Source organism: Bifidobacterium sp. UTBIF-68 (assembly GCF_006408855.1).
Classification (GTDB): domain Bacteria; phylum Actinomycetota; class Actinomycetes; order Actinomycetales; family Bifidobacteriaceae; genus Bifidobacterium; species Bifidobacterium reuteri.
This window is the reverse complement of sequence record NZ_JFAN01000034.1, coordinates 1-25,019: the sequence shown is the minus strand read 5'-3', so window position 1 is coordinate 25,019 and position 25,019 is coordinate 1. Positions and strand designations below refer to the sequence as shown.

At 60.4% G+C, this 25,019-nt stretch carries 18 protein-coding genes; 5 read left to right on the top strand and 13 right to left on the bottom strand.

Going from position 1 to position 25,019, the window contains the following annotated elements:
* A partial coding sequence (locus BW14_RS09760; protein WP_140490459.1) for an OFA family MFS transporter occupies positions 1-1,174 on the top strand: 1,174 nt, incomplete at its 5' end.
* 199 nt (positions 1,175-1,373) lie between these two features.
* Here the strand turns inward: BW14_RS09760 and BW14_RS09755 are convergent.
* From BW14_RS09755 to BW14_RS09740, 4 genes are all read right to left on the bottom strand, one after another.
* The gene (locus BW14_RS09755) at positions 1,374-2,462 is read right to left on the bottom strand and encodes a nucleoside hydrolase (protein WP_044089610.1); all 1,089 of its coding nucleotides are present in this window, start codon (positions 2,460-2,462) and stop codon (positions 1,374-1,376) included.
* Positions 2,463-2,511: 49 nt separating this feature from the next.
* Positions 2,512-3,378 carry an aldo/keto reductase gene (locus BW14_RS09750; protein WP_044089612.1) on the bottom strand — a complete coding sequence of 289 codons (867 nt, stop codon included), beginning with the start codon at positions 3,376-3,378 and terminating at the stop codon, positions 2,512-2,514.
* A 150-nt stretch (positions 3,379-3,528) separates the two neighbouring features.
* A complete protein-coding gene (locus BW14_RS09745; protein ID WP_140490457.1) occupies positions 3,529-5,799 on the bottom strand; it encodes a DUF2207 domain-containing protein in 2,271 nt (756 codons plus the stop codon).
* Complete coding sequence (locus BW14_RS09740; RefSeq protein WP_044089614.1) at positions 5,799-6,377, bottom strand: LemA family protein; 579 nt, start codon at positions 6,375-6,377, stop codon at positions 5,799-5,801. Before BW14_RS09740 ends, BW14_RS09745 begins: the two co-directional genes overlap by 1 nt.
* 475 nt (positions 6,378-6,852) lie before the next feature.
* Here BW14_RS09740 and BW14_RS09735 point away from each other — a divergent pair, with 475 nt between their 5' ends.
* Both BW14_RS09735 and BW14_RS09730 read left to right on the top strand, forming a co-directional pair.
* The gene (locus BW14_RS09735) at positions 6,853-8,595 is read left to right on the top strand and encodes an ABC transporter permease (RefSeq protein ID WP_044089615.1); all 1,743 of its coding nucleotides are present in this window, start codon (positions 6,853-6,855) and stop codon (positions 8,593-8,595) included.
* 242 nt (positions 8,596-8,837) lie between these two features.
* Positions 8,838-9,569 (top strand): ABC transporter ATP-binding protein, encoded by a 732-nt coding sequence (locus BW14_RS09730; RefSeq protein WP_140463350.1) that lies wholly within the window; start codon positions 8,838-8,840, stop codon positions 9,567-9,569.
* 273 nt (positions 9,570-9,842) lie between these two features.
* Here the strand turns inward: BW14_RS09730 and BW14_RS09725 are convergent, their stop codons facing one another.
* The 8 genes from BW14_RS09725 to BW14_RS09685 all read right to left on the bottom strand — a co-directional run bounded on the left by BW14_RS09725 (position 9,843) and on the right by BW14_RS09685 (position 22,082).
* Entirely contained in the window at positions 9,843-10,865 is a 1,023-nt protein-coding gene (locus BW14_RS09725; protein ID WP_223847896.1) for a hypothetical protein, read from the bottom strand.
* 645 nt (positions 10,866-11,510) lie between these two features.
* Positions 11,511-14,330, bottom strand: a complete 2,820-nt coding sequence (locus BW14_RS09720; protein WP_044089618.1) for a polyribonucleotide nucleotidyltransferase — start codon at positions 14,328-14,330, stop codon at positions 11,511-11,513.
* A 312-nt stretch (positions 14,331-14,642) separates the two neighbouring features.
* Positions 14,643-14,912 carry a 30S ribosomal protein S15 gene (rpsO, locus tag BW14_RS09710; RefSeq protein ID WP_044089619.1) on the bottom strand — a complete coding sequence of 90 codons (270 nt, stop codon included), beginning with the start codon at positions 14,910-14,912 and terminating at the stop codon, positions 14,643-14,645.
* 156 nt (positions 14,913-15,068) lie between these two features.
* Positions 15,069-15,740, bottom strand: a complete 672-nt coding sequence (locus BW14_RS09705) for a hypothetical protein (RefSeq protein WP_044089620.1) — start codon at positions 15,738-15,740, stop codon at positions 15,069-15,071.
* Positions 15,741-15,824: 84 nt separating this feature from the next.
* Positions 15,825-16,028 (bottom strand): hypothetical protein, encoded by a 204-nt coding sequence (locus BW14_RS12045; protein ID WP_150335414.1) that lies wholly within the window; start codon positions 16,026-16,028, stop codon positions 15,825-15,827.
* 881 nt (positions 16,029-16,909) lie between these two features.
* The gene (locus tag BW14_RS09695) at positions 16,910-17,521 is read right to left on the bottom strand and encodes a hypothetical protein (protein ID WP_140490455.1); all 612 of its coding nucleotides are present in this window, start codon (positions 17,519-17,521) and stop codon (positions 16,910-16,912) included.
* 120 nt (positions 17,522-17,641) lie between these two features.
* On the bottom strand, positions 17,642-19,375 hold the full coding sequence (locus tag BW14_RS09690; RefSeq protein WP_181162372.1) for an isopeptide-forming domain-containing fimbrial protein: 1,734 nt from the start codon (positions 19,373-19,375) through the stop codon (positions 17,642-17,644).
* A gap of 199 nt (positions 19,376-19,574) precedes the next feature.
* A complete protein-coding gene (locus BW14_RS09685) occupies positions 19,575-22,082 on the bottom strand; it encodes a SpaA isopeptide-forming pilin-related protein (protein ID WP_181162371.1) in 2,508 nt (835 codons plus the stop codon).
* A 388-nt stretch (positions 22,083-22,470) separates the two neighbouring features.
* Between BW14_RS09685 and BW14_RS09680 the strand changes: the two genes are divergently transcribed.
* Together BW14_RS09680 and BW14_RS09675 are read left to right on the top strand one after the other, a co-directional pair.
* The gene (locus tag BW14_RS09680) at positions 22,471-23,772 is read left to right on the top strand and encodes a Fic family protein (RefSeq protein WP_140490449.1); all 1,302 of its coding nucleotides are present in this window, start codon (positions 22,471-22,473) and stop codon (positions 23,770-23,772) included.
* 61 nt (positions 23,773-23,833) lie between these two features.
* Complete coding sequence (locus BW14_RS09675) at positions 23,834-24,097, top strand: hypothetical protein (RefSeq protein ID WP_140490447.1); 264 nt, start codon at positions 23,834-23,836, stop codon at positions 24,095-24,097.
* A 462-nt stretch (positions 24,098-24,559) separates the two neighbouring features.
* On the opposite strand, the gene BW14_RS09670 is transcribed toward BW14_RS09675, so the two are convergent.
* Positions 24,560-24,784, bottom strand: coding sequence for a hypothetical protein (locus BW14_RS09670; RefSeq protein WP_140490445.1), 225 nt, complete (start codon positions 24,782-24,784; stop codon positions 24,560-24,562).
* Positions 24,785-25,019 lie beyond the last annotated feature (235 nt).

Genomic DNA, 25,019 nt, shown 5'->3' with positions numbered 1-25,019 from the left:
GTTCTTCAGCCTGTTCGCGCTGCCCCTGACCACCCAGTTCGACTGGAGCAGCTCGGACTTCTCCATGGCCTACACCATCTACATGTTCGTGTACTGCGCAGTGGGCTTCCTCGGCGGACTACTGGCCGAAAAGCTCCAGCCGCGCGTGGCCATCTACATCGGTCTGGTGTTCTTCGCAGCCGGCTGGTTCCTCACCGGCTTCGCCTCCTCGATTCCGCAGCTGTACCTGTTCTACGGCATCCTTGCCGGCGCCGGCGCCGGCACCATCTATCCGGCCTGCCTGCCCACCGCGCTGAAGTGGTTCCCAGACAAGGCCGGCTCGATTTCCGGTCTGGTGCAGGCCGGCGCTTCCTGTGGCCCGTTCATCATGTCGCCGATCGCCCAGTGGCTTATCGACACCTATGGCGCGCAATCCGCCTGCAAGATTCTGGCAGTGATCTTCCTGATCGGTGTAGGCGCGGTGGCATGGATGATCGTGCCCTGCCCGGAAGGATGGACTCCGGAAGGATGGACGCCCAGCAAGGAGCAGGCCAAGGATCTCAATACCAAGAACTACAACATTCCGCAGATGGTGAAGACTCCGGTGTTCTGGGTGATGCTGCTCATGTTCATCTTCGCCAATGCCGCCGGCACGATGATGGTCAGCGCCACCTCCCCCATCGCGCAGAAGCAGATCGGCCAGACTGCCATGACCGCCGCCTTGTGCGTGAGCATCATGACGCTGGCCAACATGTGCGGACGCATCGGCTTCGGCTTCATCTACGACCGACTCAAAGGCTGGAATTCGCTGGTATTGGTGCTGGTGCTGAACGGTCTGTCGATGGTGATGCTCACGATGGCGCACACGCTGCCGTACTTCATCCTGTGCATCTGCCTGGTGGGCTTCTCGTTCGGAGGCCTTCTGGTGGTGTTCGCGCCGATTGTCAAGAACGTGTTCGGCTCGCGCTTCTACAATCGCAATTATGGTCTGATCTTCATCGGCTATGGCATCGGTGCGTTCGTCGGCCCGAAGATCAGCGCCAGCTTCTATGACTCGACCGGTTCTTATGTAGCCGGTTACATCGGTTCCGCGATTCTGGCCGCGGCCGCCATCGGACTGGTGTTCGCCGCCCGTTATCTGGTCGGCAGGATGCAGGCCCGTGACGCCGCCGAAATCGCAACGGACGTGCACTGAGCCGGCGTCTGGGCCGGCGGTCATAGCCACAGTCGCCCTTTTTCTCAGTAAACGTACGCTGAGCGGGAGTCAGTGTACGTTTGGTGAGGTAGTACGGTGAGCAGCCAGACGGGAACACACTAGAGGGGAACACGGCGCTGCGTTGACCTGCCACTATCCGCCGCATATCTACGTCGGAATGCCGCAGATATGCGGCAGGTCAGCATACAGCTGCGGCGTTGGTGACGCGGGCCATGAACCGGTCGAGGAATGCCGGCACGTCCACGCCGAGGGCGACCTGCGTGTGCTTGTCGGGGTCCTGAAGGCGCGACCGATCGCCGATGGTACGCCCGCGGAACGGCCCATCCACGTCCACCTGAAGGTTGAAGCCGAACGTCGTCACCAGGCTCGGGTCGAGCGCTGCGGCGACAGCCAGCGGGTCGTGCAGTCCGCAGCCGTGAATCTCCGGCTGATTCCTGAGATAGAAATCAATGTAATAGTCGGTCATGGTGACGAGGAAGTCGCCGGCCGGAGTGCCGAGATCAGCCCATTGATGAGCCTTCTCACGAGTGAGCGCAGTCTGGTGGGTCACGTCGAGGCCAATCATCGTGGTGCGAGCACCGCACTTGAACAGGTAATCGGCAGCCTCGGGATCTTGGGAGATGTTCGCTTCGGCAGCGGGGCTGACGTTGCCGGGCAACGTCAGCGACCCGCCCATGAACGTCACGTTCGCGCCGCAATCCCGCACATCCGGCGCATTGCGGAACACGGTGGCCATCGTGGTCATCGCGCCCGTGGGTATAACGATCAAATCCGGCCCGTACTTACGCATCGCATCGACGATGAATCCGACCGCGGAACCTTTCGGCTCCGGTTCCCTCGGCGAATCGGGAATCACCGCGCCACCGATGCCATTGGGATGATGAACCGCCACCGAACCGGCGCTGGGAGCCCATACTGCATCTCGCGGCCAGCCTCCCCTACCGCCATCGCGCCAGTCGGCATATGCCTGATCGATCGGCGGCACGGCGTCATCTGCGGCAGCGGCAACTGCAGCTGGGGCCGCGATATTGTGCGCAATATTAACAGGCGCGATGGGATGGTCAACGCCGGGGTACACCGGTACGTCGTCACGGCCGAACAGGTGGAGCACGGCCAGCGCATTGCGTGCGGCAAGCGGCACCGCGACATTGCCATACGTGGCGGTGATGCCTATGAGGTCCGCCTCGTCGGCACTTCCCAAGGCATAGGCGATGGCCATGGCGTCATCGATGCCGGTGTCAAGGTCGAGAATCAGCTTCTTGCGCATGGAATCTCCTTGTAGGGCTTCCCTGTCAGGACGTTGCTGCGAGAAGCAATCAGCCGAGCTTGGCGAGTTCTTCCGGGCTGAGCTCGAGCTGGTCGGCCTTGAGGGAGTCGAGGATGGTTTCCGGACGGTGGGCGCCGGGGATCACGAACATATGGTCGCCCTTGGCGAGCTCCCAGGCCAGCACCACGCGCTGGTAGCTCACGCCGTGGGCTGAGGCCACCTCGCGGAACGGGTCGAACTTGGACTCGTCGTAGGGGTGACGGTAGCCGCCGAGCGGGCTCCAGCACACGAACGCCAGTCCCAGCTTGGCGCAGTAGTCGAGCGTGTCCTGCGTATCGAGATGAATCGGCGAGTACTGGTTCTGCACAGCCACGAGCTTGTCGCCGAGGATGGAACGCGCGATGTCGATCTGCTCGATCGAAGCGTTGGATACGCCGGCCACACGGGCCACGCCCTCGTCCACCAGCTGCTTCAGAGCCTCGATGGACTCGTTGTACGGCACTTCGGGATCATGACGGTGCAGATACAGCAAATCGATGGTGTCGACGCCGAGCGCCAGCGCGGACTGCTTGCCGTATTCGATGAGATGCTCCGGCTTGCCGTCGCGGGGCCACAGCGGCTCTCCGTTCTCGCCCCAGACGCGGCGCAGGCCGATCTTAGTGGCCACGGTGACCTCGTTTTTCGGTCCCTTCCACGTGGCCAGCGCCTCACGGACCAGCTTCTCACCGGTCTGCTCCTCCTCGCCGGGCGTGTAGTAGGCCCAAGCTGTGTCGATGTGGCGGCAGCCTGCGTCGAGCGAGGCGTGCAGGGTTTCGATGCCGACATCATGGCCGCGATTGTTTTCGATGGTCAGCGGCATCTCGCCGTGGCCGATGGCGGTGGTGGAAAATGGACCGAGGTTACGGAACAGTGCCATGATGGCTCCTTTGCGATTCGTGTATCGAATTGATTATCCTCTTGTCTTCAAGACTAGGCATTTGTCTGGATTTCGTCGCAATGTGCCCTCTGCAATACGGCAGCACAGCAGCACAGCAACGCGGCAAAGCACCGTATCCGCGCATCACGGTCAGCGGCCGCCGAAGGAACCGCCGCCGGAACCGCCTGAGGAACCGCCGAAGCCGCCGCCGGAGAAGCTGCCGCCGGAACCGCCGAAACTCGACCCGCCGCCGGAATCGGAGGATGGCATGGCCGCTTGGATGGTGGAGGTGATGTCACCCAGTCCGGAAGACAGCTGCGTGCCTAGATCGGAGAAATCGGGGGCGTACGAGTTTCCGCCGAACAACGAACCAGCACCGAAGCCGGCAGAACCAGCGGAACCGGCACCATAGCCGCCGCCATAATAGCGCTCATCCCACATATGCGAACGATACGACCAGTACAGCACCGAATCGGAGGCGTTGTCGTCAAGCCAACGCGGGTCGTTGACCTGCGGATACGCCTTGGCGAATTCCGCGGCCACGCGGTCGCTGATGCCGAACGCCGCGGCATACACCATATACCAATCCCACAGGGCGAGGTCGGCGGCGCCACGATCGCTGAAATCGGAGAAGTCCTCCATATACCGCTTCAGGCCCAGCACGCGGCCGGCGTACCCCTGTCCACGCTTGGTCAGCTCCTGCATCGAGCCTGAGGTGACGCAGAAGATACCCATCGCGAACACCGGCAGTCCAAGAATCAGGCCGACCGCAGCATACCCGATGATCAGGTTGGCGAGCATGATGGCGAATCCATCGACCGCCGCCAAAGTGCCGGCGAGAATCCACTGCCAGCCGCGGGCGCGGGAGACGTCGAGCATCGTATATTCGATGTCACAGGCACCGGTAAACTTGCCGAGTTCGATATACCCGTCTTCCCAGTCCTCGCATGCTGCCTTCATCTGATTGAAGTCGAACACCGGACTGCCCACGCGCTTGGAGATCACGACAAGCAGCTTGAGCAGCGCGTTCTCTGAGTCGCTCAGACCGAACTGAGCCTTGTTCGGCGTCTGATCGATGGCCTCGGGCATGATCACGATGGTGCTGGTGGTTTTGACCAGCTGACGATTGACCGCACCACGGTCGATCATGTGACTTACGCCCAGGGCCGTGGCGCGGCTCATGTCGATGCCACGGTACATCTCCGCAGGACCGGGATAGATCGTAATGGCCTTCTTGACGGCGAGCGCAAGCATCGTGGCCGTGAGCTGCCGGTTGCTGCGGGAGCGACGCCCCTGCTCCATCACATCGAGGAGGCGGGCGGCCGAGGCGGGGCTGATGCCGGGCTTGTCACGCCAGTATTCGACCGGGCCGTGGTATTGGGCGTTCCGGTTGCTGATAATCGAGGCGTACAGGCCCCAAATCACCAAGGCAATGCCGAGTGTGACGCTGATGATCCAGAACGTGAGCCTTGCGACGGCGGCATTGTGCTGTCTGTCGCGCCACTGCTGCTCCTGCCTTGTCTCGTCCGCCTTGAGCGCATCAAGATGATCGCCGGGCAACGTGCGCGCAATGCCGCTCGTAGTAGGAGCGGAGGTCCAGGCGGCCACCACATCCAGATAATCGCCAGACCTGATGTTGTATGCCTTGAACGTCAGGCCACCGTCCGCGGCACGGCTGGTTTCCGACGTGCGTTCGGTGTGCAGCCAACCCCAGGACGTGTTCTTGGTGATGCCTTCCGGGAAGTGCACGGTGCCGCTGACCACGCCGATCGGCACCTGATTCGACTTGCCGAACGGCTCCCACTGGAACGCGGCGATGTCATCCCATTGGGTCGCCACATCGTGCATGGTGAAGTGCACATCGAACTTCAGACTGTCCGCCGATTCGGTGACGGGGATATTCCATCCGATTTCCACGGTTTTGCTGTAGTCGGACACCTGGCCAGGCGTCAGCCCGTCCTCGCCCGGAACGTATGCCCGCGGATTGTTGCCGCCCGCGTCCACGTCGGCGATGTACCAGTGATTGGCATAATCGGAGTCCCATACCGAATCCGGCACGTCGCTGGGTACCTTGGGCTCGCTCTGCTGGGCGTAGCGGGTTCCGGTGGTGACGTTGGTGACGCTGATGTCCGTGATGTCGGTGAGATTGTCCGCGCGCAAAGTGTACTGCTGGTACAGCTGTTTCCACGGTTTGACATTGTCGTCGCCGTCGGCGCGCTTGCGCAGCTTCATATCGATGTGCTGCGTGACCTCAAGATCGCCATCGCCGGTGACGTTCACGTCATAGTCGAGCGAGCGGTAGCTCAGGTCGGCGAGGCTGCTGGTGCCCGCGGGAATCAATACGAACGAACCGAAGATGAACGCCATCAGCACTGTGAAAAGCACAGTGGCGATGGCGGCGCGAATCATCCGCTTGCGCATCAGAACCTGACCTGCGGCGCTTGCCGGGAAGCGTCATCCGTTTGGAAGTACTGCGCCTGCTCGAAATGGAACAGTCCGGCGATGATGTTCGTCGGCACGGTCTCGATGGCGGTGTTGAGCTTCAGCACCACATCGTTGTAGAACTGGCGCGCGTATGCGATCTTGTTCTCAAGTTCCTTGAGCTGCCCCTGCAGATCCAGGAAGTTCTGGTTGGCCTGCAATTGCGGGTATGCCTCGGCGGTGGCCTGCAGGTTCAGCAGCGCACGGGAGAGCGCGTTCTCGGCATCGGCGCGCTGCGCGGCAGTCGCATTCGGATCGCCGGCGGCCACCACGGCACCGGCGCGGGCGGCGGTCACCTGGGTGAGCACCGCGGACTCATGCCCCGCGTATCCCTTCACCGTCTCCACCAGGTTGGGAATCAGATCCGCGCGCTGCTTCAGCTGTACGTCGATCTGCGCCCAACCGTTCTTCACGCGGTTTTTCAGTGTGACGAGATTGTTGTATGCGCTGACCGCCCAACCAATCAGTGCGATGATCAGGATGACGACGACAATGCCGACAATAGTACCCGGATTCATGATTTCCCCGCCCTTCTCGCGATCGCGGCATCGGTGAGGACAGTCTGCGACGCTCCTCACTGTGCGCCGCACCGGCAGCCGCCGGCGCGATTGCTGTGTTCCAGTTTCATTCTTCCATAGCATCGGGCGAAACGCGAGCATCGCATCGCTGCGGCATGCGTACGAAGCCGCGCAGTCGAGTTCAGGAAGCATCCAGCAAAGTCACAGGGCAGCATCATCGACCTTGCGCGCAACAGTAAGTCCTGGCGCAGCTGGCAATCATGCTCGCCGCCGATAGTTGGGGGCAGAGGTTCCGCGCCGGCGAACGGATCAGGTCCGTCCGACCGAGCGGAATCGCACGAAACAACACACCATTACATGCTGCGCAACGCAGATCCATGATCTGCCGAATACCATCATGCCCGGCCGATTGCGTTTTGGGATTTCCGCCGGGATTGCTGAGGTACGACATGCAGCATCAGCTCAAGGACACGACATGTTTGTATTGAACAACGCCTGGAAAACCGTGATACGGAACAAGGGGCGCAATATTCTGATCGTGCTGATCGTGGCGATCATCGCCGCGGCGGCCACCATCGGACTCGCGATCCGGAGCGCCGCCGACAACGCGCGCGAAACCGGGCTGGCGAACACGTCGGTGACCGCCACCATCAGCGTGGACCGCAGCAAACTCATGGAGCAGGCGCGTGAGGCGAGTTCGTCCGATTCGTCAGGCGATTCCTCCTCCGACACCGCGGCGCCTGACTTCGATTCGATGCGCAGCGCTCTGGAGGACAGCAGCCTAACTCTGGCGGATTACCAGAAGTATGAGAAGGCGTCCAGCGTGCCGGTCAGCTCCTATTATTCCGAAAGCACCGGGGTCTCCGGCACCGATTCCTTCCAGCCTGTGGAGTCCAGCAGCGCGAACGCCGCGAATTCCTCGGATTCCACTGGCTCCTCAGATGCGGACGCCGGCAACGGACAGGGCATGCAGGCTCCTGACGGCGGGCAGAACATGGGCGGACGCGGCGACGGCCCAGGCAATATGATGACCTCCGGAGACTTCACGCTGACCGGCTTCTCCTCCGACGCCGCCATCGCCAACGCCGCAAACGGTTCGTTCACGATGTCGTCCGGCTCGGTGTTCGGTTACGACGAGTCGGACAACGGCAAGGTCATCATCTCCAAGACCCTGGCCGACTTCAACAATCTCTCGGTGGGCGACACCATCACCGTCACCAACCCGAGCGACACCTCGCTGACCTATACGCTGACCATCTGCGGCATCTACGAGAACTCCACCTCCAGCAACACCAATGCGATGGGACCGATGGGCGGCACCTCGCAGGACGCCGACAACGCCATCTACACGTCGGTCTCCACACTGCAATCGCTCGGTCTTGATGCCGATACCACCGCGAACGACGACAACGACAATACGACCACCCAGCTCAATTACACCTACGCGCTCTCCAGCGCCGACGACTACGAGACCTTCGCCTCCGATGTCGCTGCCGCGGGACTCGACGACACATACACCGTGCAATCCGCCGATGTGGAGCAGTACGAATCCAGCCTTGTGCCGCTCGACAATCTGGCGAAGTTCGCGCTGACGCTGCTCATCGTGGTGTTAGCGGTGGGCGCGGTGGTGCTCGTGGTGCTCAACCTGTTCAACATCCGCGAGCGCAAGTATGAGGTCGGCGTGCTGACCGCCATCGGCGTGAAAAAAGCCAAGGTGGCGGCGCAGTTCGTCATCGAGCTGCTCATTGTCACGATGTGCGGCATCGCGCTGGGCGTGGCCGGCGGTGCAGTGGCGTCCGTGCCGGTGTCGAACCAGCTGCTCGCCTCGCAGGTGTCGGCGCAAGAGTCCGAGGCCTCCAGCCAGCAGCAGCAATTCGGGCGTGCGGCCGACATGGGCGGCGGACCTGGCGGGGCGGCGGGGTCTTCGCCGTCGACCGGGGCGAGCAATGGCTCTGATTCCTCGGATTCCGATTCCACTTCGGACAATGGCAACATTTCGTCCGGCAGTACTGCCAATTCGCGCGATGCTCGGTCCGGCGGACCGTTCGGCATGAATCGCGCAGTCGATTACGTCAGCGAGATCAACGCCACGGTGAATCTTGCGGTGGTGGGTCAACTGATCCTCATCGGACTCGGACTCACTTTGATTTCCGCGCTGGTCGGCATCGTGTTCGTCATGCGCTACGAACCGCTGCAGATTCTCGCCGACCGCTCGTAGCCGGTGCCGCGGCTGCGCATGCAACGTGCACGTGCCGCCGCTCCGCTGCCATCGCATCGCACATACGCATCCCTTCTCGCCGCATACGGCCCCTTTCCTATCCCACGGTGTAGGGAATTTCCCACCATGTAGGGAGCCGAAAACTCGAATTGGCGGAATTCCGCCGTTTTTCATCCCTACACCGTGGGCGAATCCCTACACCGTGGGCGAATCACATATCCCAGCACCTCAAGGACATCATCATGACTACCGAATCCCCCACCGCAACCGTCATCGCGACTCCAGCCAATGAGAAGCCGCAAGACTCCGCGACCACGGCCGCGCTGGAACTGGAGCACGTCTCCTACTCGTACACCAAAGGCGGCAAGCGCGTGCTCATCGACAAGAACTACGTCTTCCACGCCGGCCGCGTAATCGCGATCACCGGACCGTCCGGCGCCGGCAAGACCACGCTGCTGTCGCTGCTCTCGGGACTCACCACCCCGACCAAAGGACGTGTGCTGCATAATGGCGAGGATCTGGCGAAATCCGATCGCTATCGTTTCCGCAGCCACGACATCGGTGTGATCTTCCAGAGCTTCAATCTGCTGCCGGCCCTGACCGTGGCGGAGAACATCATGCTGTCGATGGACGCCTCCGGCAAGGCCTTCGACAAGCCGAAGAAGGAGATCGCCGCCGAACTGATCGCCAAAGTGCGACTGCAGCCCGAATATCTCAACGAACGCATCCTGCATCTGTCGGGCGGCGAGCAGCAGCGCGTGGCGATTGCGCGCGCACTGAGCTACGACCCGCAGATCATCCTGGCCGACGAGCCCACCGGCAACCTCGATCTGGCCACGCAGGACGACATCATGGCGATTTTCAAGGATCTGGCGCATCGGGAAGGCAAGTGCGTGATCATCGTGACGCACAGCCCCGAGGTCGCCGCCCAATCCGACGAAGTCTTCCAGCTCGCCCCGCTGCGCGAGCGGTGATCGACGGGCAAACGAGCTCACTGCCACGCCAATGTAATATGGACTGTTTTGCACTGGCGTGGCAAGACCCCGTGCCACAACAGCGCACAAACCCCCTGCGCTGCACTCTCGTGGCGCAATTTATGGAGTAAAAAGGGCGATCCCGACATAAGCCCGTGCCACGCCAGCGCAATAGACTCAAATATGCACTCGCATGGCACGAACGCCCACCCATGCAGCGCGATCATGCTGTAATACTACGTGGCAGTGCACATGATCAGCAGTGCGCACTCCTTATTCAACTTTCGACTCCAGCGCAGTCCAATCGACGTGCCGCGGCAAAGGAGCCAATGCTTCAATCGGTAAAGCCTTCAGTCGAAAGACAAAGTCCGCGCCACGCAAAGTCAGTGCACGGCCGACATGAAACGCGAATTCCGCTCGCGCATCATCGTCCGCAAGACTGGATGCAGTAGCAGTGAAAATCAACCATCCGCGACCCACCAGTTTGCCCCGCTTCTCCCGGTCACGGCGCCATTGCATTTTGTCGGTGCGATGTTGGTCGCCGTCATACTCCACGGCGACCTTATATTCCGGCCATGCAAGGTCAAGCGTCATTGCCGCACCGGAGGCAAACATGATATTGCGCACAACATAATTCAACTTCGGCCGCGGAATGCCATGAGCAAGCAGGGCGATTCTTTGCTCGGATTCCTTCGGCGACGAAGAACCCGGCATAATCAGAGACAATGCTCTGATGCACGAAGGGCGGCCGGCGAATCCGGTCACCGACTGCACGAATCGCACCAATTCGCAATAGACCTGTCTGGTATCACATTGGCGACGTCGGCTCATGACGTTGATTATGGAATCGCCGAGCACGATCAGCGATCGCAGAGATACATGGATTGCCATTTGGGCCCACACATGGAACATATCGAGCGCATACACCCGCGCATTGAATTTCACTATGTGCGCCTGTGGCACGAACTTCCACACATGCGGACATAATGTTGCACTATTGGCACGCAGCCGCTTCTCCTTTGTCTTGAACACGGTATGCAATCGGGAACCGTCCAAGTCGCAGTCCTCGGGAAGAGGCACTTCATGTAATATCAATGCGGTGGTCATGCCAAACAGTAGGTTGCGGTCAAGCCGCGTGGCTTCCTGTACGCATCGACGCAGCGTTTCCTGTCTGCGAGTATTGAGACTATCCCGCATTGAAGCATGCATTGAAGCAGCGGGCATCGGCTCGCACTCGCCATCGAACACCCCTGGAGGTGGCACGGGAAGAAAATCGTCATTGATATACGCATCCATTGTTCCACCGTAACCGCTGGGGGCGCGAAGGGAAAGCTCTACCAAGGTATGTGGCACTAGCTTCAGTTATCCACATCGCAAGAGAAAAAACGGTGGATAACTTGTTGTTGTGTTGTATGCCCTGCAGCGCGAGCTGCCACGCGAGCACAATATCATGCCTTGTGCGCTGTCGTGGCAGGGCCCAGTGCCACGACAGCGCACAACCCCCTTGCGCTGCACTCGCGTGGCGCAATTTATGGGGTAAAAAGAGTGATTCCGACATAAGCCCGTGCCACGCCAGCGCAATATCGCATAATCTGCACTCCGGTGGCACGAAAAAAATGCCTTTGCACTGCGATATAGGCACAGTGCAAAGGCATACGACATGAAACGGACCGCCTGATGGGCTGGTGGGCTGCGTGGAAAGTCGTTGGCGAACTACCCCTCAGACCTGCTCCGCAGGTCAGCTCCCCTGACAAGGGGAGCCGAAGATACAGTCACAATGACCTCCCGATGCAAGACACCAGCGAGCACGCGTGCTACACGCGCCTGCGACGGATCCGGAGAGGACGTCAGTCCTCGAACACCGAACCGCCAAGCGGGGAACCCAGTGGGTTCCCCGTAGGTGAGGGGAGCGGCTATGCCGCGACGGATCCGGAGAGGACGTCAGTCCTCGAACGGATCAAAATCGCGACGGACGCGGCGGCGCGGGCGCTCGGAGCGCTCTTCGCGGTCGGCGCGGTAGTCGTCGTAGTTGTCGTCGGTGGCGTAACGCGGGTTGCGGTCGGAACCACGACCGCGGCCACGGCCGGAGGAACGACGGTCGTCGCGATCGAAGCCACGGTCGGCGGAACGACGGCGACGCGGACGATCATCATCACGATCATCGCGATCGAAATCACGGTCAGCGCCACGGCCGCCACGACGGCCGCCACGACGGGCATCATCACGATCATCGTCGCGGTCGAAATCACGGTCGGCGGAACGACGGCGACGCGGACGATCATCGTACTCGTCATCGAAATCGCGGTCATCCTGCTCAACCGGACGACGGCGACGCGGACGATCATCATCACGGACATCACGGACATCGCGATCGTCACGATCGTCACGATCGAAGTCGCGATCAGCATGCTCGTCACGGTCGAAACCGCGGTCATCGCGGCCGCCACGGGAGCCGCCGCGAGCACCACCACGACGATCATCACGGCCACCGCGGGCACCGCCACGACGATCGTCGCGATCGCCACCACGGCCGCCGCGAGCGCCAGCACCGGATTCCTGATCCTCGAAGCCCGGGATGGCCAGGGAGATCTTGCCACGATCGTCCACACCCTGCACGACGACCTCGACGGTGTCGCCTTCCTTGAGCACATCCTCGACGGAGTCGATACGCTCGCCGTTGGCGAGGTTGCGGATCTGAGAGATGTGCAGCAGACCGTCAGTGCCCGGGGTGAGGTTCACGAATGCGCCGAAGCTCGTGGTCTTGACGACCTTGCCGTTGTAGGTCTCGCCGGCTTCCGGCACATGCGGGTTGGCGATCTGGTCGATGAGCTGCTTGGCCTTCTCGGCGGCCTCGCCACCCTCGGAGGAGATGAAAACGGTACCGTCATCCTCGATGGCGATCTCGGCGCCGGTGTCTTCCTGGATCTGGTTGATCATCTTGCCCTTCGGGCCGATGACCTCGCCGATCTTCTCGACCGGAACGGTGGTGGTGATGATGCGCGGGGCGAACTCGCTCATCTCGGCCGGGCCGTCGATGCACTCGTTGATGACCTCGAGGATGGTGGTGCGGGCTTCCTTGGCCTGCTGCAGGGCAGCGGCCAGGATGTCGGCGGGAATGCCGTCGAGCTTGGTGTCGAGCTGCAGGGCGGTGATGAACTCGGAAGTACCGGCCACCTTGAAGTCCATGTCGCCAAAGGCGTCCTCGGCACCCAGGATGTCGGTGAGGGTCTTGTAGATGTGCTGGCCATCGACATCGCCGGACACGAGGCCCATGGCGATACCGGCGACCGGTGCCTTCAGCGGCACGCCAGCGGCAAGCAGGGACAGCGTGGATGCGCACACGGAACCCATGGAGGTGGAACCGTTGGAACCGATGGCCTCGGAGACCTGGCGAATAGCGTAGGGGAACTCCTCACGGCTCGGCAGCACCGGCACCAGAGCCTTCTCAGCAAGGGCGCCGTGTCCAATTTCGCGGCGCTTCGGGGAGCCGACGCGGCCGGTCTCGCCGGTGGAGTACGGCGGCATCTCGTAGTTGTGCATGTAGCGCTTGGACTGCGGGCCGCTCAGCGCGTCGATCTGCTGCTCCATCTTGAGCATGTTCAGGGTGGTGACGCCCAGGATCTGGGTCTCGCCGCGCTGGAACAGGGCGGAACCATGCACGCGGGGCACGATGTCCACCTCAGCGGACAGGGTGCGGATGTCACGCAGGCCACGGCCGTCGATGCGGTAGTCCTGGGTCAGGATGCGGCGGCGCACGATCTGGCGCTGCAGCTCCTTGAATGCGTTGCCGAGTTCCTTGTCCTTCTCGGCGTCGTCGAGCTCGGGGAACTCGTTGGCGAGAACCTCGCGCACGTGCTCCTTGATTTCGTGGATGCGCTCCTGACGCGGCAGCTTCTCGGCGATGGAGAGCGCCTCGTCCAAATCCTTGTGGGCGATCTCGTCGATTCGGGTGTAAAGCTCGTCGGTGTACTCCGGGAAGAGCTCGAATTCCTTGGTCTCCTTGGCGGCCTTCTCCTTGAGCTCGTTCTGGGCATCGCAGATGACCTTGATGAACGGCTTGGCGGCCTCAAGACCCTGGGCGACCACGGTCTCGTCCGGCTTGGTCTGGCCCTCGTCATAGATGAGGTGCCAGGCGTTCTTGCCGGCGCCGGCCTCGATCATGGCGATGGCGACATCACCGTTTTCGATCACGCGGCCGGCGACCACGAGCTCGAACACGGCGCGTTCACGTTCGCTCCAGCGCGGGAAGGCGACCCACTGGCCATCGATCAGGGCCAGACGCACGCCGGACACCGGGCCGGAGAACGGCAGGCCGGAGATCATGGTGGAGGCGGATGCTGCGTTCAGCGCGATGACGTCGTAGGCGTCATCCGGGTTCACGGCGAGCACGGTCTCGACGACCTGCACCTCATTGCGCAGGGTGTGCGGGAACAGCGGACGCAGCGGACGGTCGATGATACGGCAGGCGAGGATGGCCTCGGAGCTCGGACGGCCTTCACGGCGGAAGAACGAGCCCGGGATCTTGCCGGCGGCATACATCTTCTCTTCCACATCGACGGTCAGCGGGAAGAAGTCGTAGTTCTCCTTCGGGCTGGAACCTGCGGTGGTGGTGGACAGGATCATGGAATCGTCGTCCAGGTAGGCGGCCACGGCGCCATCGGCCTGCTGGGCCAGACGACCGGTCTCGAAGCGCAATGTGCGCTTGCCAAACGACCCGTTATCGATTACGGCCTCGACGGCCTTGATTTCGGGACCCTCCATAGGGTTCCTCCTTTGTATTTATCTGATTATTCCTACATACTTCACAGCCGCATCGCACGCGCCGGTACTGCAAACATGGTGTACTGCAAGCGCGTCGGATACATGCCGCATGTCCTCTTCAGCGGACGTCACATACCTTGCTTCGGCTGGCCCCTTGGCCACCGTTCCTCGTGTCAACCCATCTCATTCAGGTTCTCTGTTCTGCCGCTTACGTTACGGCCTATCCTCTAACCCTCTTGTTGTTGTTGCCGTTGGTTGGCGATATGCAAAACGCCCGAGCACCATTTTAGGCACTCGGGCGGAAGTCTTCAATTATCGACGCAGACCCAGACGCTCGATGAGGGAACGGTAACGGTTGATGTCAACGCCCTTGAGGTAGTCAAGCAGACGACGACGGTCACCGATCATCAGCTGCATACCACGACGGGAGTGGTGATCATGCTTGTGCTGCTTCAGGTGCTCGGTCAGGTCGGAAATACGCTTGGACAGGAGGGCAACCTGAACCTCAGGGGAACCGGTGTCACCTTCGTGCGTTGCGTACTCGTTGATAATCTGGGTCTTCTCTTCAGCCGTCAGTGCCACGGCATCCTCCTTAATTGTTCCGTTGCGCGGTGTTCCGTGCGGGCTCGCTCGAAACGCTCTCTATCCGCGGGCGAAATTACGCCAAATGGAAACTATAGGTCAGGGTAAGGACGTAGCTGAGCGTGCGGGGCAACGCGGCACGCGCGCATCCGCCGCTCACACCGCAGTCAGCAGTCCGCCGAACAGTACGATAAGCAAAGCCAACGCTTCAATGGCGAAGTACAGGATGAAGCTGGCCCAGCTTCTGGTCAGGAAGTTCAGGGGCGACGTTTTCTTGATCAGCACCAGTAGTCCCACAAAAACCACCGCGTACACCGCGATGCCGATGGCGGCGGCCAGGATCCCCAGATTGGCGGCATTCGCAACCCCGGCCTGATCGCCGTACACCACATACGTGGAGTACCAGAAGTTCAGGTTCAGCATACTCAGCCCGGCGATGAACTGCTCGGCGGCAAGGCCCAGCACGAACACGATCAGCCAAGGCCAGGACGGCGAAACGACCACGGCCATCGCCAGCCCCACATAGGCGACGACCACCACCGCCCAACCGATCAGCGCGATGCCGCGCGGCTCGACCCCGCCCAGCGCGGCGACCACGGCGTCCGTATTATTGACCGCCAACGTGCGACCGAACCAGTACGGCGCGACGATGGCCACGAGCACGGCCAGAATGACCAGCACTCCACGCACCGGATGCGAGCGCCGGCGCTCGATGTCCGCCAACGAAAGTTCCGTGACGGGAATCGACGCCTCAGGATGCTTGGATACCTCAACGGTTTCGATTTTGTCGCCTACGATTTCCGTCGCCTCGTTGGGTTCTCTGGTCATGCACCGCCTCGCCGATTGACTGCCTGATTGCCTGCTGCGCGCCCATATGTGACCGCGATGCCTATATTAGTGCACGTCAGGAAGTCAGGTGGTTCCCCGGGTTCGGGCTGCGCCACCGTGCCTCTCGTCGTCAGATTCGTCATCGGATTGGCCGTCTCTCCGCTGCGCGTGCAGCATGGCCTCGAGCATATCGACCTTCCGCTCCAGCGAATCGACGAGACGCACCTGCTGCGCGATGAGCAGGTCGCGCAAGTCGGTATCGTGCTCCGCCTGCCCGGACGACGGCACGACGATGGCGCGCCGTTCGGGGGCGATATGGAAGCCGGATTCGTCCGCAGTGTCGACCGGCGACGGCGATTCTGGCAGCTCCGCAGACTCCTGTATCTCGTGCGGCGATGCAGCTTTGGATACCCCCCCCCGCGGGCGTTTTCGCCAAAACGGCCAAGTCGGCGCGCATATTCCTGCTTTGCGCGGCACGCCAGCGGGCGATGCATCGTTCGATCCGCTTGTATCCAATCAGTGCCGGATCCAGGCCGGCATCCCGAAACAATCGCACCGGCGACGCGCCCTCGTTGTAACGCCTGATGCAGTACCGCTTGAATTCATCGGTATAGGTGATGCGCTTCGCGGTGACTTCCGCCACCGCCGGCAATGATTTGAGGTATCTGATCTCCTCCGGGCTGAACATCCCTCCGCCACTGGTCATCTCTCCCTCGATTCCGCTGAGGAACTGCGAATTGTCTTGGATTCTGTACCCCTCGATTGAGAGGCACGCCATTATTTAGGACGATATCGCTTGCAGTTCGGACACTTATACCCCCTATTGGGGGCTGTTCTGTCCCCATTGCATTGTGCGAGGCCAGGGTGAGTCGCAGTCGCGCGACGCGGCTCAGTGCAGCGTGAGGCAGCATGAGGCAGTGCAACGCTGCACTGCGCATTTTCGGAGAATCGCGCGTGAATCGCGTGCCACGGCAGTGCAATAACAGGCAAAATGCAGTCTCGTGACACGTTGCACCGCGCGCTACACTCATTTTCCGCCCAAAAACATGCCACACAGACGCCAATCAAGCCATTATGCGCTCGCGTGGCACGGTTGTATGCCACGCGAGCGCATAATCCGCGCTTTTGCATTTCCGTGGCACAATCCAGAACTATCCTGGCCCCACTCTTCACAGCCGGATTCGCTGATGCGCATTATGCTTAGGCCCACTTCTTCGAACCGGCTGAGCAGTAATATCAACATTGACTTGGCCGCTACTCTTCAAATCGCGTAAGTCACTTTCCACCTGACTATCGTTTGAAGAACGTTCATGCTTCGGCCTGCTGCCGGTTTTATTCATCCGATTCGCAATACTTTCAATATCGCTAACACAATGAGCTACAAAGCTGCGAGTGCCATCAACAGCAGCCAAAATCCCTATGACATCGAAACCATACTGAATAATCTGCCCAGCAACATCGATAAAGACAGACCCGTCCCTAATTCCGGCCGCTATAAGGTCCGACCGCAAAGGATAACGCGCATGCATTGTTTTCTGAACTTTCGCCAGTTGTCTTTCAGCAATAAATCCAGCAAAACGTATTGCAGAAACCCGTAGAGAACGGTCCAATGTAGATGCGTTGAGTCCAGGAGCAATGATTTCAATACTGATTCGATATGCGATAACAGCTTTGGGGTCATATTTAAATAAATGTCGACGACCGTAATATACTGGCGGGATTACTCCCATCGCATTCCCTCGGTCATTCATTCTTTTTCTCTGATACATAGAATTGGGCATCTCAGACTATTCTTCCTCCATTGCAACATGTAATCGCGCGTAATTTGCATTGAAAAAGCCGGCCTGATTGCTCAGACCGGCTGCGGAATCACTCAATCAATGTTGAATGACTGTCACCACTCACGCGGTGAGTGCGCGCTTGGTGGAGCGGGACTTGGCGTACACGGTCACGGCGGAGCCAGCAAGCAGGGCGGCCACGACCACGAACAGCACAGTGCCCGCGGCACCGGTGAGAGGCAGCTCGGTGATGTTCTTCACGTTGTGCACGGTGAAGATGTCGACATGCAGGTCGACAAGGTCGAACGGATCGCCGCTGTTCATCTTGTAGGTGGCCTGCGCGACGGCGTCCTTCGGGGTGTTCCAGTCGGAGTGCAGACCGACCACGAAGGTGGGCTTCAGCCCGTCGGAGTACTCAGGAGACGGGGTCTTGGTCTCCTTCACGGTGAAGTAGCCCTCGAGGCCCTGCAGTTCCGCGGTGCCGGCCGGGATGGTGTCCACGGTGCCGGTGTCGTCGGAGTCGGCGAGCTTGTACACGCCGTCCTTGACCTTGACGAACTTTAGCGGGGTGGTCTCCGGGTCGGTGGCGGCGGCGTCGTCGGACCAGCCGCCCTTGAAGACCTGGAATTCGGCGCCGGTCAGCGGGTTGTCGGCCTTGTCCTTCTTGGTGATGGAGAACTTGCCGGTGAACACGTATGCGGAGGCGTCCAGCGTGCCGGTCTGGGCCTCGCCGGCCACGGAGCTCGGCGTCTTGGAGTAGGTCAGGGTGGCGGCGTTCTTGTTCTGGATGGAATCCGTGTACACCTTGGCGTCGGAGGTCAGTTCCGCGGCGTAGGTGACCACGATCTTCTTGCCGGCCTTGGTCTGGTCCTTGATCTGCCCGGACAGGTCGAAGGTGAGCGCCTGACCGTCCTGGGTCAATGCCGGAGCCACGGCCTCGGCCCCATCGACGGAGACCTTGGCGGAGTCGGCCTTGTACACGATGCCGGCGGGCAGGGTGTCCTTGACGGTGAAGACGAAGTCGTCGTAGCCGGTGGTGACCGGGACCTCGGTGGTCAGCGTGTAGTACACGGTGTCGCCGAAGGATGCGGCCACATGGTCGGCCGGGGTGCCGTCAGCGGTCAGGCTCACGCCCTTGGTGAAGGTCGGGGTCTGGTTCTTCAGGTTGACCTCGCCCTGGGTCTGGCCCTTGATGGACAGGCCGTTCACCTTGGTGGCCACCAGCATCGGGATGGAGACCGTGGCGGGATCGGTGGAGGTGGAGTCGATGACGAGGTACAGGCCGGGCTGCAGGCCGGAGATCACGCCGGACTGGCCATCCTCGGCTGCGGTGTACGTGCCGGCCGTGGGGATGCCGCCATCAGTCTTGATGCCATTCTGGAAGTCATCGCTCTTGGCGAGGGCGGTGACGAAGTCACGCAGCTGGCCCGCCCACAGTGTATTCTCCTGATCGTTGGACAGCGTGGTGATGTACCCGGCCGGATTGCCGACGTAGTACTTGCCGGTATCGGTGGTGTCCCAGCCCTGCGGAAGATTCTCGGACAGCAGCTCCTCGAACTTGTTCTCATCCGGATGTTGCCAGTTGTTGAAATCCTCGTAATCGGAGGTCTCGACGGTCACGCCGGTGAGCGCGTCGCCCGCCGCGTTCTTGGTGGCGGAGCTGAACCAGCCGAGCTGCACGGCCGTGAACGTGTGGCCTTCCACGTCACCCTTGATGGTGATGTCCTGCTTCGCGGCAAGATCAGTGGCGGATACGGCCACATCCGTGGAATCGGCCGCATTGGCGGTGGTGGCGCCGAACGCCAGGCCACCCAGCAGGGTGGCCAGAGCGGCCGCGCCTGCGAATAGTTTCCTCATCTCCATGAGAGAACCCTTCTTTCCTGTTTGTTTATTGATGTGTTTTCTGCAATCGCGGAGGCTACGGTCCCGCAACACGGGCCCTCGCGATCCGCAAATCTTCTGTTGTCCGCCGGCCGGGCATGAATAATGCTGGTATTCCTCCCGATCGGCGTCCGGCAGATTCGCCATCGCCCGGCGAACCCGCCCTTACCCGGAGCTAAATCAATCGCCGCTTGCGCCAGATGGTGTGACCGGCCGCAGCGAGTAGCATCGCGAAGCCCAAGCCACCGACACCGGCAATCAGCCACTGCCGCCCAGTAGTGCCGCCGGTGAGCGGCAACTGGGAAACTGCCAGCCGAGTGTTGGTGATCTTGCCGTTGTCGCCGGCGTTCACCGTGAACTCTGACTCGGTGGCATCGCCGGACAATCTGGCCGGAGGCAGGACGGCGACCTCATAGGTCTTGTCGGACTTGGCATAGCCGCCCGGCGCCTTGGTCTCCTGCAGCGTGTATTCGCCCCACTTGAGGTTGGCAACCTTCACAGTGCCGGGATTGCTGGCAGCGTCATCGTTGGCCCCATCGTCCACGACGTTCTTGCTCGCGAACCCCGCGGCTGTGGCGTCCTTGGAGGCGAACGTCCATTCGGAGCCGGGCAGGGTCTTGGACTGGTCATGCTCATCGACCTTCTGCCACTGGACGGCGCCCGGCTTGGCGGTGTTGGTCACGGTGCAGGTAATGTTCGCACCCTGGAGGAGATTCATGGTCTGCGAGCCATCCTGGCGTTTGGTGACGGTGACCGCTGCTCCCCGATCGTCCGTGCACGACCAGTCGCCGGCGGAATATCCGCCGAAGTACCGGTACGTGGATTGCGGGTTGGCCTTTTCGCTCAGGGTGTAGGTTCCGGGGGCGAGCTTCGTTGTGGCAACGGATTGCCTCGTCACTGTGCCTTCTGCAGTGGTCTGGCCTGCAGGCACCTGCGATTGGATGCCATAGGCCCCGTTGTTCTTAGTGGCGGATAGTGCCCAATCGGACGGCTTGGCACCATAGTCGCCGGCGTTCGTATTGTCCACGGCCTTGGTGAGGGTCAGGCTCGGCACATTGACCTGAACGACCGGCCGGTCATAATCGGAGCTCTTCTGCTCGCTGACCACAGGATCCTGACCTTCGACCTGCGTGACCGTCTTGTAATACACCTTGGCGGAAGTCGACCCGTCCGCCACATCCGCATTCGCATAGAATCCGGGCTTGCCGGAGCTCGTGGCATTGCCCTCGGCATCCGTACCCTGATCGCCGACGCTTGGGTATGCGCCGGAATGGTCGATGAAATACTCGTACGCCGCATCGGACGGCTTGAGCATGATCGACACCGTATAGGTGACGTCCGGGCTGAGCACCGTACCCTTGGGGAAGTTCAGCTCCAGCTGTTTGGTCTGCGGATCGTAATCAGCGGTCATGGCCTTGGCGGCGGCATCCGTCTGCGTCACATCACTGCCGTCGGCCTTATGGGCGGATGTTCCTACCAACGAACCAGTACCGCCGTTCGCATCGGTGTTCACCGCGTATCCGGACAAGGTGTCCTTGATGAGCACGTCCTGATAGGACGAATTAGTGGTGATCTGCTGCACGATCGCGTCGAACGCATTGGTCAGGCCAGTGGCATCGGTGCCATCGAAGAACGTACCGTGCGGATCAATCGTTTCGGCGAACTTCGTCATCTTGTCGTTCGCCTCGTCACCGGTGCTCACTGCATAGAGCGTGGCACTGTTGCGCTTGTTCGCAGCCTGCACCGCGGCATCGAAGTTGTAATTGTTGTAGTCGAGATTTGATTGGCCAGTGCCGTAGACGCCCTCGGTGTCGCGGTAGTCGCAGTCGCCGTAAGTATACGAATCCGACGGGTCCTTCAAGGTGCCGCAATCCGTATTCATCTCGCTGTTGCGGAATGATGGGGCACCATCGGAGACGAATACGATGTACTTCTGCGCGCCGGCACGGTTGGTGTTGAGTGTATTCGCATCCGCAAGGGCGGCTTCCCAGTTGGTGCCGCCACCGTTCTCATAGCTTACGTCCATGCCGTCGTACGAGTTGATGACCGCCTGGGCCGAAGTACTCCACTGACCGCTGCCGAGGTTTTCGATTCTGGATGTGGTGTCAAAATCAACCACGGACATCTGCACTTGCTGATCCTCTGGCAGGGCCGCGTTCTGGTCGGTAAGCAGCTTCTCGGCAAGATCGGAAGCCGCCTTTTTGGCGATATCCCAACGCGACGGGCTCGCATACTCGGCACAGGTCCATGTGCCATTGCTGTATTCCGGTCTCGTGCAGGATGACATGCTGGCGGAAGTGTCCATCACCAGCACCACGTCGGCGGGCTGACGCTTCTCTTCGGTACTGGCGCGGGAGGCTCCCGTCACGTCGAGACTCAGCCAGTAGGTGCCGTCATTGTTGTATTTGATGTATTTACGATGGGTCGGGGCACCCAGATCGGCATCCCCTGCAGCGGCAGGCATGGCCTCAGCCTTGAGATTAGTCGCCTCGGCAAGGGCTTCCTTCCGTTGCGCCTGAAGGGATTCGACCCGAGCGTCCTGGGGATTCGCCTGTGAAGCTCCATTGTCATACAGGTCTGAACGATTGTCGGCCATGGCGGTTGCGCTCACACCGGCGACACCGACGAGCATCGCCACAGCGGCAACGACGGCCGCCAACCGCTTGCCGCTTGTACCAATCATGCCCGCAACCGTTGCGAGCCATTGTCCGATTCTCTTCATATGCCTTGCCTGTCTCTCACGACCGCGCACGCCGGAAGCCCAGCTATGCGCCTACAAGTCGTCAAGGTATTCAGAGAAGAAAGCGGATGCGTACACCCCTATAGGGGGATTGCGTACCCCGGAATAACAGGAATCGTTGGAATACAAGGAATTCGATTGCCTCGACTCCACCCCGTAAAACATCATGGTCGCGTTCGCGGCCGCCGCCTACCGCTGTTTCACGTCTTCCGTATCCAATTGCACTGTAATTGTATTATTTATATCCTCATCGGCTTTTGCTTGACTTATTTCTTTCCCTTTCTTATAGTTTCTATAATTTATGATGGAATCAGGAAAGACTGCTTGAGCAATGGATATGAAATATAGGAGCCTGGCGCGGTCGTTCCACGCCGACAAGTCGAACGATGCCTTCAACAACCATGCAAAGCTCGCCAGGCAACGGCTCGAGGCGGACTCCACATTCAGAACCGGAATCATCACCCCTCTGGGCGAACTGTTCACCTGCACGCCACGCGAGACATCCATGCTCACGGAGAGGATACTCCTCGCCGAACGGCGGGTGTCCCGGCTCTGGAACCAGATTCCCGGCATCATGCACTGGGACTACATACGGCACTCCATCAGCGAGGAGCTGTTCGCCACCAACGAGATGGAAGGCGTGCGCAGCACCCGCAAGGAAATCCTAGACGCCGTGGATGCTGCCGACAGGGCGAGGAAGGACGGAGACGGCTCCAAGGCCCGGTTCAGCGAATTCGCCAAGCTGTACCTGAACCTCACCGACAAGGACACCGCGCTGCCGTCGGGAATCGCGGACATCCGCGACATCTACGACAAGGTCGTGCTGGACGAAATCGATGAGAACGACAAGCCGGACGGCGAATTGTTCCGAAAAGGCGACGTGGAGATACAGGGACCGCACGGCCTTGCAATCCACAACGGAGTCAAAGGCGAAGGCAACATCGGCGCACTCCTCACCAACATGATCCATCTTGCGACCTCCGACGAAATCCCCCGACTACCGGCTGTCATCATGTCGCACTTCCTGTTCGAATACGTCCACCCGTTCTACGACGGTAACGGCAGAACCGGCCGGTACCTCCTAGCCCTGTACCTGAACCACGACCTGACCATGCCCACCGTGCTGTCACTGTCCCGAACCATCGCGGAGAACAAGAACGCCTACTACAAGGCATTCACCGAGGCGGAGGACAGACTGAACTGCGGCGAGCTCACGTTCTTCGTGAACACCATCCTCGGGTTCATCCGACGATCCCAAGACGAGCTGATCGACGAACTCGAGGTCAGAGTCGACCAGCTCAACAAAGGCGGAAGAATGTGCGAGCAGCTTGAACGAAAACATGGCCTGTCCGCAAAAGCGGCATCGATACTGTACGGCGTAATCCAAGAGGAGATGTTCGACTCATCCAAATCCATGACGCTGGACGATGCCGCATATCATATCGGCCTATCCAAGCAAAGCGCGAGAAAGTATGTGGGTGAGCTCATGAGTGCGGGCCTCGTCACCCAGTCCGGGAAACGTCCTTTGAAAATCCGGGCATCGGAATCGTTGAGGGGCATCCTTGAGACCGGAATAGACGAGGACGACGTCACCGTCAAATCGATCCGGAAGCAAGCCGGAATCAACGATTGAAGAATCGGAAACTCGCCTACCCGTCCGGAGCCTCGGTGGATACACGGCACTCCGCCCGGGCATGCCCGGCCTCGTCACCGATGGCCACGACCTGTCCGAGGCCCTCGATGCGCTCGATACGCTCGACATGGCCGTGAACGGGAGCATCGAAGAAGGAACGAAAAAAGGTCGGAAACCCTTGAAATCCTTGGGTTTCCGACCTTTACCAGTGGAGCGGATGACGGGAATCGAACCCGTCTTGCGTCAATCTCTCAAGAACAAAACTCTTATTTTTCAAGCCTTTTATAACAAATGCAAAGCTCTGCAATCACACTTTTCCCCTTAAAATGTTCTCACCATGTTCTCATGGAGTTTGGTCATGAGGGCGTGTTCACTGCTGTAGGAGTGGCCCTCGAATCTGATGAGTCGTCCGGATGCGGTCGATGAGGGGCTGCGGCCATGTTCCTGCGGCCCGACCAGGTTCCGGCCCATTAGCCGGAAACAAGAATGCATGCGCCAGAGCTAAAAGCCAAATGCATAGGCAAATACACCACACAGCATCCACCAGAACAGTCACCAAACCACAGCACCACCAGCCAGCCATCAACAGCCAGCCCCCCTATACAAAAACCCATAGCAAGCCAGAACTATGAACAAAACAGAAACGATATGCACTTCTTGCACCCATGCCTTTCAGGCACCGCCGAAACGGCGGAATTCCAACGCTAATGATTACGCGGGGCCAGTTTCCGGCCGATATCGCGTCATGACGAACGACAGGCGACGAATGACGGGCGTCCGGAGGCACTTATTGGGGGATTCTGATGGCGACTCGTTGGTGTCCGTCCATGCATGGCAGCATGCGGCGTTGGACGAGGCCGCGGCGTTCGAGGCCTCGTGCGGCTTGGGTGAGTCTGGTCATGGTGGCGTCGAGCCCTGCCCCGGCCTCGGTGACGATCACCCATGAGCCGCGGGGCGCGGCCCTGGCCCTGTCGAGCAGCATGCGTTGGGTCTTTCCGATGCCTCGGCTCATGTCCGACTCCCTTCCGGGTCACGCCCTTAAACCGGTGGCCCGCAAGGCCGGGCCACGCCCTTAAACTGTAGAGGATTATCAACCGTCGCATAATGTGCCAGTTGATAATTCTTCTCGGGTCACGCTCTTAGAATGATGGCCCAGTCTTGCGGGTCACGCCCTTAGATCTGAATTGGCTTTTGTTTTCTAGGATAGTCGCCGCTATGGGCCACGCTCTTAAACCGGCGGTCCGCAA